This window comes from Burkholderia anthinoferrum (genome assembly GCF_002925705.1).
In the GTDB taxonomy this organism is placed as follows: domain Bacteria; phylum Pseudomonadota; class Gammaproteobacteria; order Burkholderiales; family Burkholderiaceae; genus Burkholderia; species Burkholderia semiarida.
In genome coordinates, this window is the sequence record NZ_LFZP01000067.1 from 245,062 (window position 1) to 260,496 (window position 15,435).

General features: G+C 69.7%; 13 protein-coding genes. 5 read left to right on the forward strand and 8 right to left on the reverse strand.

What is annotated here, in order from left to right; genetic code table 11:
* Positions 1-385 precede the first annotated feature (385 nt).
* Entirely contained in the window at positions 386-544 is a 159-nt protein-coding gene (locus C5F75_RS36995) for a hypothetical protein (RefSeq protein WP_181035508.1), read from the forward strand.
* Here the strand turns inward: C5F75_RS36995 and C5F75_RS34185 are convergent.
* Positions 510-1,415, reverse strand: coding sequence for a helix-turn-helix domain-containing protein (locus C5F75_RS34185; RefSeq protein WP_059574870.1), 906 nt, complete (start codon positions 1,413-1,415; stop codon positions 510-512). The two genes, C5F75_RS36995 and C5F75_RS34185, sit on opposite strands and share 35 nt — an antisense overlap.
* A gap of 120 nt (positions 1,416-1,535) precedes the next feature.
* Between C5F75_RS34185 and C5F75_RS34190 the strand changes: the two genes are divergently transcribed.
* The gene (locus C5F75_RS34190) at positions 1,536-2,444 is read left to right on the forward strand and encodes a LysR family transcriptional regulator (RefSeq protein ID WP_059574869.1); all 909 of its coding nucleotides are present in this window, start codon (positions 1,536-1,538) and stop codon (positions 2,442-2,444) included.
* Between the two features lie 182 nt (positions 2,445-2,626).
* Here the strand turns inward: C5F75_RS34190 and C5F75_RS34195 are convergent, their stop codons facing one another.
* From C5F75_RS34195 to C5F75_RS34215, 5 genes are all read right to left on the reverse strand, one after another.
* Positions 2,627-4,114: a mechanosensitive ion channel family protein gene (locus tag C5F75_RS34195; protein ID WP_059574867.1), complete on the reverse strand. Its 1,488-nt coding sequence runs from the start codon at positions 4,112-4,114 to the stop codon at positions 2,627-2,629.
* A 111-nt stretch (positions 4,115-4,225) separates the two neighbouring features.
* Positions 4,226-4,645, reverse strand: a complete 420-nt coding sequence (locus C5F75_RS34200; RefSeq protein ID WP_059574865.1) for a DoxX family protein — start codon at positions 4,643-4,645, stop codon at positions 4,226-4,228.
* Between the two features lie 153 nt (positions 4,646-4,798).
* Complete coding sequence (locus C5F75_RS34205; protein WP_059574864.1) at positions 4,799-6,604, reverse strand: winged helix-turn-helix domain-containing protein; 1,806 nt, start codon at positions 6,602-6,604, stop codon at positions 4,799-4,801.
* A 411-nt stretch (positions 6,605-7,015) separates the two neighbouring features.
* Positions 7,016-7,837, reverse strand: coding sequence for an alpha/beta fold hydrolase (locus C5F75_RS34210; RefSeq protein WP_059574862.1), 822 nt, complete (start codon positions 7,835-7,837; stop codon positions 7,016-7,018).
* A 70-nt stretch (positions 7,838-7,907) separates the two neighbouring features.
* Positions 7,908-8,333 (reverse strand): DUF3331 domain-containing protein, encoded by a 426-nt coding sequence (locus tag C5F75_RS34215; RefSeq protein ID WP_059574860.1) that lies wholly within the window; start codon positions 8,331-8,333, stop codon positions 7,908-7,910.
* 363 nt (positions 8,334-8,696) lie between these two features.
* Here C5F75_RS34215 and C5F75_RS34220 point away from each other — a divergent pair, with 363 nt between their 5' ends.
* Positions 8,697-9,677: an alpha/beta fold hydrolase gene (locus C5F75_RS34220; RefSeq protein ID WP_059574858.1), complete on the forward strand. Its 981-nt coding sequence runs from the start codon at positions 8,697-8,699 to the stop codon at positions 9,675-9,677.
* A gap of 98 nt (positions 9,678-9,775) precedes the next feature.
* Here the strand turns inward: C5F75_RS34220 and C5F75_RS34225 are convergent, their stop codons facing one another.
* Complete coding sequence (locus C5F75_RS34225) at positions 9,776-11,356, reverse strand: MFS transporter (protein ID WP_059574856.1); 1,581 nt, start codon at positions 11,354-11,356, stop codon at positions 9,776-9,778.
* A gap of 83 nt (positions 11,357-11,439) precedes the next feature.
* Here C5F75_RS34225 and C5F75_RS34230 point away from each other — a divergent pair, with 83 nt between their 5' ends.
* Complete coding sequence (locus C5F75_RS34230) at positions 11,440-12,492, forward strand: HlyD family secretion protein (RefSeq protein WP_059575184.1); 1,053 nt, start codon at positions 11,440-11,442, stop codon at positions 12,490-12,492.
* Positions 12,489-13,940, forward strand: a complete 1,452-nt coding sequence (locus tag C5F75_RS34235; protein ID WP_059574854.1) for an efflux transporter outer membrane subunit — start codon at positions 12,489-12,491, stop codon at positions 13,938-13,940. The genes C5F75_RS34230 and C5F75_RS34235 overlap by 4 nt, the downstream gene beginning before the upstream one ends.
* Positions 13,941-13,980: 40 nt before the next feature.
* Here the strand turns inward: C5F75_RS34235 and C5F75_RS34240 are convergent, their stop codons facing one another.
* Complete coding sequence (locus C5F75_RS34240; protein ID WP_059574852.1) at positions 13,981-15,252, reverse strand: NAD(P)/FAD-dependent oxidoreductase; 1,272 nt, start codon at positions 15,250-15,252, stop codon at positions 13,981-13,983.
* Positions 15,253-15,435 lie beyond the last annotated feature (183 nt).

The window sequence follows — 15,435 nt, forward strand, 5'->3', positions numbered from 1 at the left end:
GCCACGTTTGCCATGCTGCGCGCATCGTCCGCCCGAGCGATCGCCGTCATGAACGCCGTCTCCGCCGATATCGCACGCACGCTGCGCGCCGCCCGCGATGCCTGCTTCGGCGCGGCGGCCGTGTGGCCGCTCGTCGAGCGCGCATACGGCGAGCTGCGGCGCTTCGATCACACGCTCGCGCATCTGGCGGAATTGTTCGCGCACCTCGCGCCGTATCGTACGGAACCGCCGTGGCCGGCCATCGAGCTCGCGGCTTGGGCCCATGATGTCGTCTACGCGACGACGCTGCAGGACGACGCGGACAACGAAGCGCGCAGCGCTCGTGCGGGTCGCGAACACGCACTGTACCGCGTCATGGTTGCACGCGCACGCATCGCATCCGTCCATGGGCCGCGATCTCGTGCTGGCCACGCAGTTGCACCGGCTGCCCGAAACATACGCCGCCGATCCGCCATGGCAGCGCGCGGGGCGGACCGGCGCACCCCGCCTTCGCATCGTGACGATCACGATCACGTATGGTCCGCGCGCCACCGGCGAGGCGTGACACCGGTCAAGCGCGTGAAGGTTCGCGAGAAATGGCTCTGATCGGCGAAGCCGCACGCGGCGGCGATCAGGCTCAACGGCACGTCCGGGTTGCGCATCCATTCCTTCGCCCGTTCGACGCGCTGCACGATGAGCCAGCGATGCGGCGGCAGCCCGGTCGTCCGATGAAACGCCTTGACGAAATGACTGCGAGACAGCCCGCACGCGCTCGCCACGTCGGCCAGCCCGATGTTGCCGTCGAGATGCGCGAGCAGCAGTTCTTTCGCACGGCGCGCCTGCGACGGCGTGAGCTTGCCGTCCGACTTTTCCCGCCGTTCGCCGATGCCGCCGTACCGGCACGCGACGTGCGCCTGAAACGCCAGCCCCACGTGATCGATGAAGATCTGCGACGCCTCGCCAGGCCGGGCCAGCGCGGGCAGCAGCGCGCGTCCGAGCGCATGGATGACCGAATCGTGGGTGCTCAGATGCGGCGGCAGATAAAGCTGCGGCCGCCGCCGGCCGCCGAGGTCGTCGACCGTTTCCTCGAGCATGGGGCGCGGCAGGTGGAAATGCAGGCAATCGAACGCGCCCTTCAGGTCGGCCACCCAGCGACGGTCGAGATCGTAGATCGACACGGTTCCCGCGTCGTACGGAACGAACGGCGCGGGGCGGCCATCGAGCCACAGATCCTGTTCGCCGAACGCATGCAACTGCAAGACGATCAGATCCGTATTCTCCAGTTCATAGGGCGCGGTCAGCCCCATGTTCCGGCGCAAGGTCTTGAGTCGGACGATACCGATTTGCCCCTTCGGCAACGCCTGCGTGACGATGGTCTGCCTGACGTCGGCCGGGATGAAATCGGAGGATGCGGTGTCCGGCTGAGCGGTGGTCATGGGACGATGCGAAGAGACGAATGACAGGAGTGGCCACTCTAGCAAATCACGGTGACGCGCGCCGCTCGCGCCGCGGCGGCACTGGTATGATGCGCCAGCCACCCCCTACCGGAATTTGCGATGAAGCTGTCATTCGAAGCGCTCGAAGCCCTGGACGCGATCGACCGCACCGGAACCTTTGCCGAAGCCGCGGAACTGCTGCATCGCGTGCCGTCCGCGCTGACCTACCTCGTGCAGAAACTTGAAAGCGATCTCGGCGTGGCGCTGTTCGACCGCAGCGGCCGGCGCGCGAAGCTCACGCATGCGGGACGCATCGTCGTCGAGGAAGGCCGCCGCCTGCTGCGCGCGGCCGAGCAACTCGAGCTGAAGGCGCTGCGTGCGCAACAGGGCTGGGAAACGGAAGTGCGCGTCTGTATCGACGAAATTCTGCCGTTCGGCGCGCTGTGGCCGTACGTCCACCGCTTCTACGCGCTCGGAATGGACACGCGGCTGCGCCTGTCGACCGAAGTGCTCGGCGGCGCGTGGGATGCGCTGATTTCGCGGCGGGCCGATCTCGTCGTCGGCGCGGCGGGCGAACCGCCGGAATTGCCGGGCATCGTCGCGCGGCCGATCGGCTCGCTCAGGCACGTGTTCGCGGTCGCGCCGTCCCATCCGCTCGCGGCGTTGCCCGAACCGCTCGCGATGGCGTCGGTCGTCCAGTATCGCGGCGCGGTGATCAGCGATACGTCGCGCGAATTGCAGCCGCAGTCCGTCGCGATCGATGCGGGCCAGCCTTACCTCGCGGTACCGACGCTGGCCGCGAAACTGGAAGCGCAATGCGAAGGGCTCGCGGTCGGCACGCTGCCGGAATGCATCGCGGCGCGCGCGATCGCCGACGGCAAGCTCGTCGCGCGCCAGGTGACGGGCATGCGCGACACCACGCACTGCTATCTCGCGTGGCGCGGCGACGAGGCGGGCCGCGCGCTGCACTGGTGGGTCGAGCAACTCGACCAGCCGGATCTCGTCGAGCGTTTCACGACACCCGACTGACGCACCCGTTCCCCGCCCGCCGGCACGCCGGGGCCGCACGCGCTGCCGCCCGGCCGCCCGCCGATGACTGACGGCCCGGCATCGCACGCGTCACGCAGCGCCCCGGCACGGCGCCACGCGCCGCGACGGCAAGCGCACGTCCATCCCGTCCCGCCGGCGACCCTCGCCATCCGCGCCGCGCGTCAGCCGAGCGAATCGTGCAGCCGCTTCATTTCCTTCTCGAGCCATCCGATCAGGCTGAACCCCGCGTGCGCCTGCTCGACCGGCGGAATCATCATCCTTTCCTCGGTCGCGACATGTTCGGTGAGCGACTCGCACATCAGCCTGCCGAGCGCCGGCTTCCTGCCGATCAGCGCCGCCAGATCCTCGCTGCGAAGCTGATGCACGGTCATCGCGGTCACCGCGTGGACGGTCGCATGAAGCCGCGTGCCGGCGAGCACGACCGACTGCCCGATCGCATCGCCGGGCGCCATCCGACGGACTTCGACGTCGCCCGCCGCGCCCGGCACGAACACCGCCGCGACACCCGATTCGACGATCGTCAGCACGCGCGACTCGGCATTCGACGCATAGATCACGTCGCCCTTGCCGAACGAACGCGATACCAGCGCATCGGCCAGCACGGCCAGATCGTCGTCGTCGACGCATGCGAACAATTCGACCGCCCGCAACAGCAGCAGCCGGCGCGATACCGGATGCGCTTGCGATGTCGATGGCGACGCACACGCCGGCGCGGCGCCCGCGAGCGGCCGCCACGCGACGCCCGCCGCGGCCAGGTGCCGATGCGCGAGATCGTAGAGCGCGTTGCGCACGGTGGTTTTCTTCTGCAGTGCGTCGACGTAACAGACGAGTTCGTACTGGATCGCGTTCGCGCGGAACGCCTTCACGACGGCGATCGGCGCGGGGCGCGCGAGCACGTCGAGCGAACTCGCCGCGGCCCGCTCCAGTGCGCCGACGGCGACGGCCGGCCGCACCGCGGGATCGAGGTCGAGCGCGAGCGTGACGCCGTGCAGGCCGGCCGGCTCGCTGAGGTTCACGATCGTGGCGCGCGCCGCCGCGCTGTTCGGCACGACGACCAGGTTGCCGAGGCTGTCGATCAGCTTCGTCGCGCGCCAGTTGCTCTCGACGATCCGCCCTTCGAGCTCGCCGATCGACACCGTATCGTCGAGCCGGAACGGTTGCGTGGTATTCAGCACGAGCCCGGAGAACACGTCGTTCAGCGTGTTCTGGAGCGCGAGACCGAGTATCACCGCGACGGCGCCGGAGGTCGCGACGAGGCCGCTCAACGGCAGGCCGAGCACGTAGCCCAGCGCGGCCACCGCGGCCGCGCCGAACACGATGCCCGCGGCGATGTCGTGAAAGAGCCGCTGGCTGTGCCATGCACGCGGCAGCAGCAGATGATTGAGCAGCAGGCTGAACACGATCGCGCACTGGAGCCACCATGCGATGCAGATCGCCTGGACCGCGATCCGGTCGAGCCCGCCGATTGATGCGGGCACCGCGAGCGGGCTCACGCCGGTCGCGAACAGCACGGCGCTCAGCGCGGCGAACGCCGCACAGCGCCGGATCGCGCGCGTCACGGGGCGCGCGTGCCCGAACAGCCGCCACGCGGCGAGATCGGCCAGCACGATCGGCGCGCCGTAGATCGCCGTATCGGAGAAATTCAACATGTCGGATCGCCAGCGCGGCGCGCGAAAGGGTCAAGGCGGCAAGACGAACGTCGCCGCGGGAACGGAATCATCGGACGCATCGCGTGCCGGCCGCCGTCGCGCCGGTCGCGGCTAGTCCCGCCGGCGCGCGACGCCCGGCAACGGCAACACGTAGCGGCCGGCGCCCGCGATCGCGATCGTGCCGAACAGGATCAGCAGCATCCATGCGAACTGCGCATCGCGCAGCGGCCAGTCCGGGTGCACGAACACCAACGCGACGAGCGTGACGATCATCACCGGCAGCGCCGCGAGCCTCGGGTACAGGCCGACGATCATGAAGATCGGGCACACGACCTCCGCGAAGATCGCGAACACGATCGACAGCGTGCGGCCGAGATGGAACGGATCCTCGATGGCCGCGGCTTCGGCCGTGTAATGCAGGATCTTCGGCAGGCCGTGAACCACGAGCAGCAGCACGCTGGCGGATACACGCAGGAACAGCAGGCCGAGATCGGTCGCGTGGCTGGAAAGATCGGAGTGGGCAGGATTCATACGGCGTTTCGTCGATTGAGCGGGATGCACGGCGGCGTGCGCCGGGTGGCATGCCGGCGCCCGCCGTCCAGGCAATCTACGCGTGCCGCCTGCCGCTGTCCTGTATCCGGGCTGAATCGTTCTGAAACAGGCGAGCAGCGCGCGAACCCGGCGTCACGACTCGCGCGACGGCAACTCGGCCTCGGCCGCATCGAATCCGAGCGCGTGCACTTCCGACCACGCATCATGCGCAGCCTGCGTCGACTCCGCCGTATGCGCGAGCGCAGCCGCATACGCGGCCAGCAAGCGCACGCGCGCATCGTCGGACACCAGGGCGGCATCCGCGTCGCGCATCGCATCGAGCGCGACGCGCGCGCGCTCCCGACATTCGTCGACGAGCGACAGATCGAACAGGCAAGGCACCGCGACGGCCGCGAGCGCGATGCCGAGCGCCGCGTCGCCGCGCGCCGAAAATGCCCAGTCGAGCGCAGCACGCAGATTGCCGAGTTCGCACCGGACCGCGTCGAGCCGGGTCGTGCCGCCCGGCTCGACGCCCGGCTGCTCGCCGCCGTGGGTCGCGCTCCGGAACAGCGCGAGGAAGTAGGCCGCATGCGCGCGGGCGGCAGCCTCGCCCTCGCCGTGACTGTCGAGCTGCTGTTGCGCGTAGGCCCGCGTGGTCGTCAGCAGCCGGTAGCGCGGCGCGCCGTGCGCGGTCTCGAGGATCAGCAGCGACTTCGACACGAGGCCGGCGATCGTATCGAGCAGGTCGGCGCCGGCCAGCCCGTTGGCGCCGACGACCTCGCGCACGGCCTCGATCGCGAAGCTGTCGCGGAACACGCCGAGCCATCGCAGCAGCAGGCGCTCGGACTCCCCGAGCAACCGGTAGCTCCAGTCGTACATCGCCTGCAGCGTCTGATGGCGCGGCAACGCGGTGCGAAATCCGCCGGTCAGCAGCCGGAAGTGATCGTCGAGATGGGCGGCCAGCACGTCGATGCCGAGCACGGCGGCGCGTGCCGCGGCCAGCTCGATCGCGAGCGGCAGGCCGTCGAGGCGGCGGCAGACCGACGCCATCAACGACAGGCTGCGCGCATCGAGCGGAAAGCGCGGATCGGCCGCGCGGGCGCGCGCGGCGAACAACTGCACCGCGCTCGCGCCCATCGCCTCGTGATCGCCGGCGCCTTCGCCCGGTATGTCGAGCGGCGGCACCGGGCACACGCGCTCGCCGTGGATGCGCAGCGATTCCCGGCTCGTCGCGAGCACGCACAGCCCGTCGTCCGCATCGGTGAGCGCGCTCGCGATCCGCGCGGCGGCGTCGAGCAGGTGCTCGCAGTTGTCGAGCACGAGCAGCATCCGGCGCCGCGCGACGCTGGCGAGCACCGCTTCGAGCGTCAGCGAGCCGGTCGGCTGCGTGATGCCGAACGCGCCGGCGAGCGCGTCCGGCACGAAGCGCGGACACGCGACGGTGGCGAGCGAAACGAATACGGTGCCTTCCGGAAAGCGCGCGTCGGCGCGCGCCGCCGCTTCGATCGCGACCCGCGTCTTGCCGATGCCGCCCGCGCCGACGAGCGTCACGATGCGCGCCGTGCGCAGCGCGGCCAGCACGTCGGCGACCGTCTGTTCGCGGCCGAACAACGCGCCCGGCGCGGCGGACGGCCGCCACGTGGCCGGGCGCACGGGCGCGGCGCCCGCGTCCTGCCCGGAAACCAGCCGATAGCCGCGACCGGGTACCGTCACGATCAGGTTCCGGTCGCCGGCCAGCGCCTTGCGCAGCGATGCGATGTGCACCTGCAGGTTGTTTTCCTCCACCACGGTGTGCGGCCACACGCGCTGCATGATTTCATCTTTCGATACCAGCGCACCGTTCGCCCGAATCAACAGTTCGAGAATTTCGAATGCGCGGCTGCCGATGCGCAGCAGCTTGCCGTTCGAACGAATTTCACGTCTGTCGAGAAAAACGTGAAGTGTTCCAATCCGGATCATGGGAATTTCTTGAGGGTGACATTCAACGGCGCCCGGCTGAAATCGGGTGCCGGTTCGCCATCAATGCTACGGTATTTGCATGATCGAATGATTCAAATTATCAGAATGGACGGCTCGAATTTTTTGAAATGACGAAAATGCCGCGGCGGGCTCGGCGCCCGACACGTCCGCATGCACCGGCATGCGGCACGACGATGCCCGTTTCATGTGCAAATCATGGATGCGCCCATGAACGCGATTTCGATATATCAGACGAAATTGCCGAGCGCGGAAATGCCGCGCATTTTCCTTTTCGATTCGCCCGGCCGATTCCCGATTCATTTTCCGCTCGATCCGTTGCACCGGCCGAATATCCGCGGGATTATCGGCATCGCCTCGAATCGATTCGCCGCGCGGTGCCGCGGCGCGCGCTCAGGACCGCGCGAACGCCAGCAGCTCGTCGTTCAGCCGCGTCGCGTGCGTCAGGTAAAGCGCATGCGGACCGCCTTCGTAGACGCTCAGCGTCGCATGCGGGACCAGCTTCGCCGTCGCGGCGCCGGTCAGCGCGAGCGGAACCGTCTGGTCGTCGTCGCCGTGAATCACGCGCGTCGGCACGTCGAATCGTTGCAGGTCGGCCCGAAAATCGGTCTCGGAAAACGCGCGAACGCAATCAAGCGTGCCCTTCAGCCCGGCCTGCCACGCCATGAACGACGTCCAGTCGAGCGCGGCGCGCGAAACCGTCGAACCGTCGCGGTTCGACCCGGTAAAGAGGGGCCAGAAGCCGTCGAGAAAGGCGGCGCGATCGGCCGCGATGCCCGCGCGAATGCCGTCGAAGAGCGCGACGTCCACGCCTTCCGGATGATCGTCGCGGCGCGCGATGAGCGGCGTCACCGAACCGATCAGCACCGCCTTCGACACGCGCTTCGTGCCATGCCGGCCGATGTAGCGGGCCACCTCGCCGCCGCCCATCGAAAAGCCGACGAGCGTCACGTCATGCAGGTCGAGCGTGTCGAGCAGCGTCGCGAGATCGTCGGCCAGCGTGTCGTAGTCGTAACCGCCCCACGGCTGGCCGGAGCGGCCGAAGCCGCGCCGGTCGTATGCGACGCAGCGCAGGCCGTGCGACGCGAGATGGTGCATCTGCACGTCCCACATGTCGGCATTCAGCGGCCAGCCGTGAATGAACACGACCGGGCGGCCGCTGCCCCAGTCCTTGTAGTGAATCGACACGCCGTCGCGGGTGGTGAACGTGCTCATGAGGGTTCCTTTCGAATAGGGAAGCCGCGCCCGCGGATGTGGGCGCGGCCGAAGCGTGCGGCGCGGCGCGTCATGCCCGGGACTGCCGGGCGGCGAACTGCTCGAGCGCCGCCGCGAGAATCATCTCGCGGCAGTTCGCGGGGCGTCTCTCGCCGCGCCATTGGGGTTTGTAGATCACGTCGCCCACCCGGATCGGTTGCCCGGTGAGCGCGCAGCGCGCCAGCCTGCGCGCCTTCGCGCAGATCCAGCGTTGCTCGTCGTAGCGACAGCGCGTCGGATCGCTCCATGACACCAGCATCGACGAATCGGTCTGCCGCTCGACGGCGACGATCGCGCTGCGGCGGCGCACGTCGCCGCTCGATGGCGTCGGCGCGTCGTCCCGATGCGGGCGACAGGAGCCGTCCGCGGTCCGCTCGCGCGGCATCATCCGGAGGCTCGCGGCGGGCGACGGCCTGAGCGACGTGATCATGTGCTCCCAACGATTGAAGGCGTCCATGGCGGCTTATCCAGGCAAGTGACGGGCGGTGCGGGCGTGGGGGCCCGCTCGCGTCGCGGCAAACACACGGCGGGTGACCCGATGCTGACGATAGTCGCCGTGCGCTGAAGAGTCCCGGTCACGCGCTTAATTTTTCTGCAGTGCGGCAATGCCGCTCGCGGCGCCGCGGCGTTCAAGAAAATTCAGCCGGATTTCAGTACGGCGCGCACCGCGCCGGGATACGCTCCTGACGGCATCCGATCGTCCGCGCGCACCAACCGACGCGACGGCGCACGCCGGACGGCCGCCGGGCGGGATGGCCGCGGCCGGCCGCCACCGATCCACCATCCCGCGGCCTCGCCGCCGCACACCTCAGGAGTCCAGATGCATCCCGAACAGACCGACGCCGTTTCGTCGGCTCGCCGCCGCGACATGCTGCTCGCCGGCGCGACCGCCGTCGCGGCCGCCGCGCTGCCCGCGATGGCGGCCGCGGCCGGCACGCCCTCCCGCCACCCCTCTTCCGCGCATTCAGGAGCGCACACGATGAACACGATCACCACGAAGGACGGCACGCAGATCTACTTCAAGGACTGGGGCAGCGGCCGCCCGGTCGTGTTCTCGCACGGCTGGCCGCTGTGCGCGGACGCGTGGGACGCGCAGATGCTGTTCCTCGTGCAGCACGGCTATCGCGTGATCGCGCACGACCGCCGCGGCCACGGCCGTTCGAGCCAGCCGTCGAACGGCAACGACATGAACACGTACGCGGACGATCTCGCCGCGCTGCTCGACGCGCTCGACGTGCGCGAAGCGACGCTCGTCGGCCACTCCACCGGCGGCGGCGAAGTCGCGCGCTACATCGGCCGGCATGGCACGAAACGCGTGTCGAAGGCGGTGCTGATCGGCGCGGTGCCGCCGCAGATGGTGAAATCGGCGACCAATCCGGGCGGCCTGCCGATGGAGGTATTCGACGGCATCCGCAAGAACGTTGCGGAAAACCGTTCGCAGTTCTACAAGGATCTGGCCGTGCCGTTCTTCGGTTTCAATCGCCCGAACGCGAAGGTGTCGCAGGGCACGATCGACGCATTCTGGTCGCAGGGGATGATGGGCGGCATCCATGGCCAGTACCTGTGCGTGAAGGAGTTTTCCGAAGTCGACTACACGGACGACCTGAAGAAGATCGACGTGCCGACGCTCGTGCTGCACGGCGACGACGACCAGATCGTGCCGATCGACGATTCGGCCCGGCTGTCGTCGAAGATCGTGAAGCACGCGGTGCTGAAGGTGATCGAAGGCGGCTCGCACGGCATGTGCGTGGTGAGCGCCGATCGCATCAACGCCGAGTTGCTCGCGTTCCTGCAGGCGTAAGCCTGCCGTCCGTCGCGGCGGCGCGCATGCCGCCGCGACGGACGCCGCCAGCGCCGTTCAGGACTTTTCAGGACATTTCAGCCCATGCGGCGCCGCATTCACGGCGCCCGCACCGGGCGCAACAGGATGCCGAGCAGTGCGCCGGCGAGCGCGAACGCCATCGCCACGCGAAAGTTGTCGGCCAGCGCGAGCGTCGTGGCCTGCACGCGCACCGCACGATCGACGAGCGCATAGGCCGCCTCGTTGCCCGTCGCGAACGTGGCGCCGTGCGCCACCAGCGACGCCGCGCCGGCCCGCAGTCGTTCGAGCGTTTCCGGATCCGACAGCGACACATGCAGACCGACGAGATTCGAATGGGTAGCCTCCCTGATCCGCTGAATCACCGCGATCGACGTCGTGCCGAGCTGCCCGCTCAGCAGGCGCGTCGTCTGCACGATCGCGCCGAACGTCAGCGCATGCTCGGCCGTCACGTGCCTGCCGAAGAAGACGATGACCGACGTGAGCGCCATCGTCTGGCCGAGCGCCTGCAGCAATTGCGACGGAATGAAGTCGGGTTCGGCCCACACCGGCGTGAGCCGCGAGCCGAGCGCAAACGCGATCGCCACCACCGCGAAGCCGGCGACGATCAGCCGGCGCGGGTCGACACGCTGCAGCAACAGCGCGACGCACGGAGCGAACAGCAACTGCGGAATCGCGATCCAGCGCAGCGTATCGCCGATCTGCAGCGGGCGCAGCCCGTACGTACTCGCGAGGAACAGCGACGGGATGAAGCTCGTGTTGAGCACGGTGAAGCGCACGAGGCCGACGAGCACGATCAGCAGCGCGACGTTCGGCCGCGCGAGGTAGCCGAGATCGATGCCGGCGCGCGGCGACGCGAGCTCGTGGATCAGGAACGCGGCGACCATCAGGATGCCGACGGCCAGCAGCGCGACGATCAGCGGCGACTGCAGCCAGAACAGCCGCTCGCCCTGGTCGAGCGCGATGCACAGGCAGGCGAACCCGCCCGCGCCGAGCAGCATGCCGCGCGCGTCGATGCCGGACGCGAAGCGCTTGACCGGCTCGTCGGCGAGCGACAGCATCAGGCAGGCAATGAACGGCAGGGTCAGCACCGCGTTCTGCCAGAACAGCCAGCGCCAGCTCAGGTGCTCGCTGTACCAGCCTTCGAGCGTGGCCGACAGGTTCAGCGACATCTCGAGATTCATCGCATACGCGGCGATGCCGAACGGAATGAGCCGCGGCGGCAGCGTGCGCACGACGAAGCCGATCGTCAGCGGCACGAACACGCCCGATGCGCACCCGGCGAGCGCCTGAAACACGATGAACGCACCGAATCGCGTGCAGAGCGGCAGCACGCTTTCGGCGCAGAGAAACACCACGGCGCCCGCGAGCAGCACGCGGCGTGTGCCGAACAGGTAGGCCGCGGCGATCGCCAGCGGCCCGATGAACATCTGCGACGCGGTAAATGCGGTGTTGATCCACGCGCCTTCGTCGACGCCGATGCCGAGCGCGCCGCGCACGTCGGCCAAGCCGAGCGACGTGATGCGCGACGTCAGCGTCGCGATGACCGCACCGAGCAGCACGGCCGCGATCGCGGCGATCGACCGGAACGTCGGAACGTCGGAGGCCGCGCCCGAGGCCGGCCCTGGCGCGGCACTGCCGGTGGCGAACGTCGTGTTCATCGTCGAGCGGCTCCCGTTTGTCAAGCTGGCGCCAGCATAACGCGATGCGCCGAATCCCGTCCGTACGATGGAGTGTGCCGATCATGACCCCGCCCTCGCCCGATACCCGATCTTCCGCGGCCTCCGCGCCTTCCACGCCCGCGCCCGCGCGCTCGCGCCGGCCGGCCGTCGTCGCGATCGCCGTGCTCGCGCTGTTGCTCGTCGCGTTGCTCGTGTACGAGTTCGACGCACGCGATCGCGGCACCGACGACGCGTACGTGACCGGCCACCTGCACGTGATCTCGCCGCGCGTGGCCGGCGCGGTCGAGCGCGTGCTCGTCGACGACAACCAGTTCGTGCATGCGGGCGACGCGCTCGTGCAGATCGACCGCCGCGATTTCGACGTGCGCGTCGCGGTGCAGCGCGCACGCGTCGCCCAGGCGCATGCCGATGCGAGCCGCGCACGCGCGCTGATCGAACAGGCGGACGCGGCGCTCGTGTCGGCGCACGCCGATGCCGAAAAAGCCGAACTTGATTACGCGCGTGCCCGCGAGCTGACCCGCGAGACGCCGCGCGGCTTGTCGAAGCAGGAGTTCGATGCGGCCGATGCCGCACGCAAGTCGGCCCGCGCGCGCGTCGCGGCGGCCGATGCGCAACGGCGCAGCGCCGCCGCCGCCGCTCAGGCCGCCGATGCCGCGTCGAGCCAGAACGATGCCGAGCTGCGCGACGCGCAGTTGCAGCTCGGGTACACGACGGTCGTCGCGCCGTCGGACGGCTACGTCGGCAAGAAGACCGTCGAGACCGGCGAGCATGTCGCGCCCGGTCAGGCGCTGCTCACGCTGGTCGAGCCGCATCCGTGGATCGTCGCCAATTTCCGCGAGACGCAACTGCGGCACGTGCGCGCCGGCGACGCCGTGCAACTGCGCTTCGATGCGCTGCCGCAGCGCGCGTTCACCGGCCGCATCGACAGCCTGTCGCCCGCGACGGGCGCGCAGTTCGCGCTGCTGCCGCCCGACAACGCGACCGGCAATTTCACGAAGGTCACGCAACGGGTGCCCGTGAAGATCCTGCTCGACGGCCCGGCGGCGACGGAGCCACGCATCCGGCCCGGGCTGTCGGTCGTCGTCACGCTGCAACCCGGCGGTGAATCGCGATGAAGCGCGCATGCATCCTCGTCGCCGCGAGCGTGCTGGCCGCGTGCTCGATCTCGCCGCAACCGCTCGCGCCCGTCCCGGTCGGACACGACGGGTTCCGCCATGCCGATCCGTCGACCGATGCGGGTGCGCCGTCGCTCGCGGCATGGCCCGCGTGGTTCGGCGATCCGCAGCTCGGCCGCCTCGTCGACGCCGCGCTCGCGCACAACCTCGATATCCGCGCGGCGGCCGCGCGCGTCGACCAGGCGCGGGCGCTGCTCGGCATCCGCGATGCCGCGCTCGCGCCGACCGTGCGCGTCGATCCGTCGTTCAGCCGCACGCGCGTATCGGGCACGGTCGACAACGCGCTGCCGAAGCGGACGATGCACAACTGGTCGGTTCCCGTCGCCGCGAGCTACGAAGTCGATCTATGGGGGCGCTTGCGCGGCGACGCCGACGTCGGCGAACAGAACGTGCTGCAGGCCGCGGCCGATCGCGATGCGATCCGCTTGAGGATCGCGACCGAAGTCGCCGTCGACTACCTGACGCTACGCTACGTCGACGACGATCTCGCGACGCTCGACAGAGCGATCGGGCTGCGCCGCACCGCGCTGGACGTGATCGCCGCACGCGTGCGGGCCGGCGCGGCGAGCGACCTCGACGGGCTGCGCGCGTCGGCCGACCTCGATACCGCGCATGCCGATCTCGCGGAAAGCCGCCGGCTGCGCGACAACCTCGTCGACGCCATCGCGGTGCTGACCGGCGTGTCGCCGACTGCGTTCGACGTCGACACGCGCGCCGTACCCGTGCGCGTGCCGGACGTGCCGGCCGGGCTGCCGTCCGCGCTGCTGGCGCGACGCCCCGACGTGTTCGCGGCCGCGCGGCGCGCCGATGCGGCGTCGCTCGAACTGGGCATCGCGCGCACCGCGTGGTTGCCCACGCTGACGCTGACCGCCGACGGCGGTTTCGCCACCCGCGACCTGCGCTCGTTTCTCGACCGCAACAGCTCGCTGTGGAGCCTCGGCGCGAACGTCGCACTGACGCTGTTCGACGGCGGCAAGCGCGACGCGGCGGTTGCCGCCGCGCGGGCCGGCACGGACATCGCCGACGCGAACTATCGCGCGACGGCGCTCGGCGCGCTGCGCGACGTGCAGGACGCGCTCAACGACATCGCCGCGCAAAAGGAACGGATCGCACGCTACGCCAGCGCCGCGCGCGCGACCGACGCGGCGGCGCGCCTGTCGCTGAGCCGTTACGCGCACGGTTACGTCAGCTACCTCGAAGTCATCGATGCCGATCGCGACGCACTGAACGCGCGGCGCCAGCTGATTCACAGCCGGCAGGCGCTCGCGATCGCGACGGTGAGCCTCGTGCGTGCGTTGGGCGGCGGGTGGACGCCGCCGGCGCGGACGGGCCGTGACGGGTCGCGCGATGACGGGTCGCGCGGTTCGACGCAGGCCGACGCCGGATGAAACCGCGATCCGGGGCGGTCGCGACGCCTTCGCACGCGCGTCAGGCCCTCGCGAGGCGATGTGCGTCCTCGCCGAGAAACCGGTGCACGAAGGTCACGGCCATCGCGCCTTCGCCGACCGCCGACGCGACGCGCTTGACCGACCCCGATCGCACGTCGCCGGCCGCGAACGATCCCGGCACGCTGGTTTCCAGATGGTACGGCCGGCGCTCGAGCGGCCACACGCGCTCGAACGCCGGACAGTCGTACAGGTCGCCGCCGGTGACCAGATAACCGTCCGGATTGCGGATGATGTCGGTATCCTTCGCCCAGTCGGTGTTCGGCGCGCCGCCGATGCACACGAACAGGCGCGTGGCCGGCAGCCGTTCGCGCGTGCCGTCCGCCGAGCGAAGCTCGATCGCGTCGAGCCAGCCGTCGCCGTGCAGGGCAACGACGCTCGACTGGTAGCGGACCTCGATGTTCGGCGTCCGCTCGATCCGGTCGATCAGGTAGCGCGACAGCGTGTCGGCGAGCGACGCACCGCGCACGAGCATCGTCACCTGACGCGCGTGCCGCGAGAAATTCATCGCGGCCTGGCCGGCCGAGTTGCCGCCGCCGACGATGAACACCTGCTCGCCCGCGCACATCGGCGCTTCGCTCGAACCGGCGCCGTAGAACAGCCCTGCATTCAGGAACGCCGGCTCTTCCGGCAGGCCGAGGCTGCGATATTCGATGCCGGTCGCGCAGATGTTCGCGCGCGCGACCAGGGTCGACCCGTCGGCGAGCTCGACGCGGATCTTGCCGTCGACAAAGGTCGCATGCACGCCCTCGCGCATCGTCAGCAGCTCGACGCCGAACTTGACCGCCTGCTCGCGCGCGCGTTCCGCGAGTTCCGCGCCCGGAATGCCGTCGGGGAAGCCCATGTAGTTCTCGATCAGCGAACTCGTGCCGGCCTGCCCGCCCACCGCGCCGCGCTCGATCACGACCGCGCGCAGCCCTTCGGACGCCGCGTAGACCGCCGCCGACAACCCGGCCGGCCCGGCGCCGTAGATCGACACGTCGTATTCGACGAAGCGCGGCCGCGCGACCCAGCCGAGCCGCGCGGCGATGTCGGCCAGCGTCGGCTGGTACAGGCGCGAGCCGTCCGGAAAGATCACGACCGGCAGCCGGATGTCGCGCAGCGGCGCGATGCCGAGCTCGCGCGCGCAGTCGGCGTCGGACGTCAGCTCGCACCAGTCGTACGCGACCATGCGCCGCTGCAGGAAATCGCGGATCGCGTACGCGTCCTTGCTGTGCGGCAGGCCGACGATCCGGACCAGTTGCGACTGAATCATGCGCGGCTCCCGAAGAAATCGATGCTGGATGCGGTCCGGCCGTCGCCAGGATAAAAGGGTGAGCCGGACGCACCGCGACTGTACGCCGCGCCGACGCGCCGCACGCGCGATTTCATAACAATTAAGGCGCGGCCGCCGCGCGGCGCCGCACAATGCGGCATCCCCGTCCCCGCTTGCGGCATC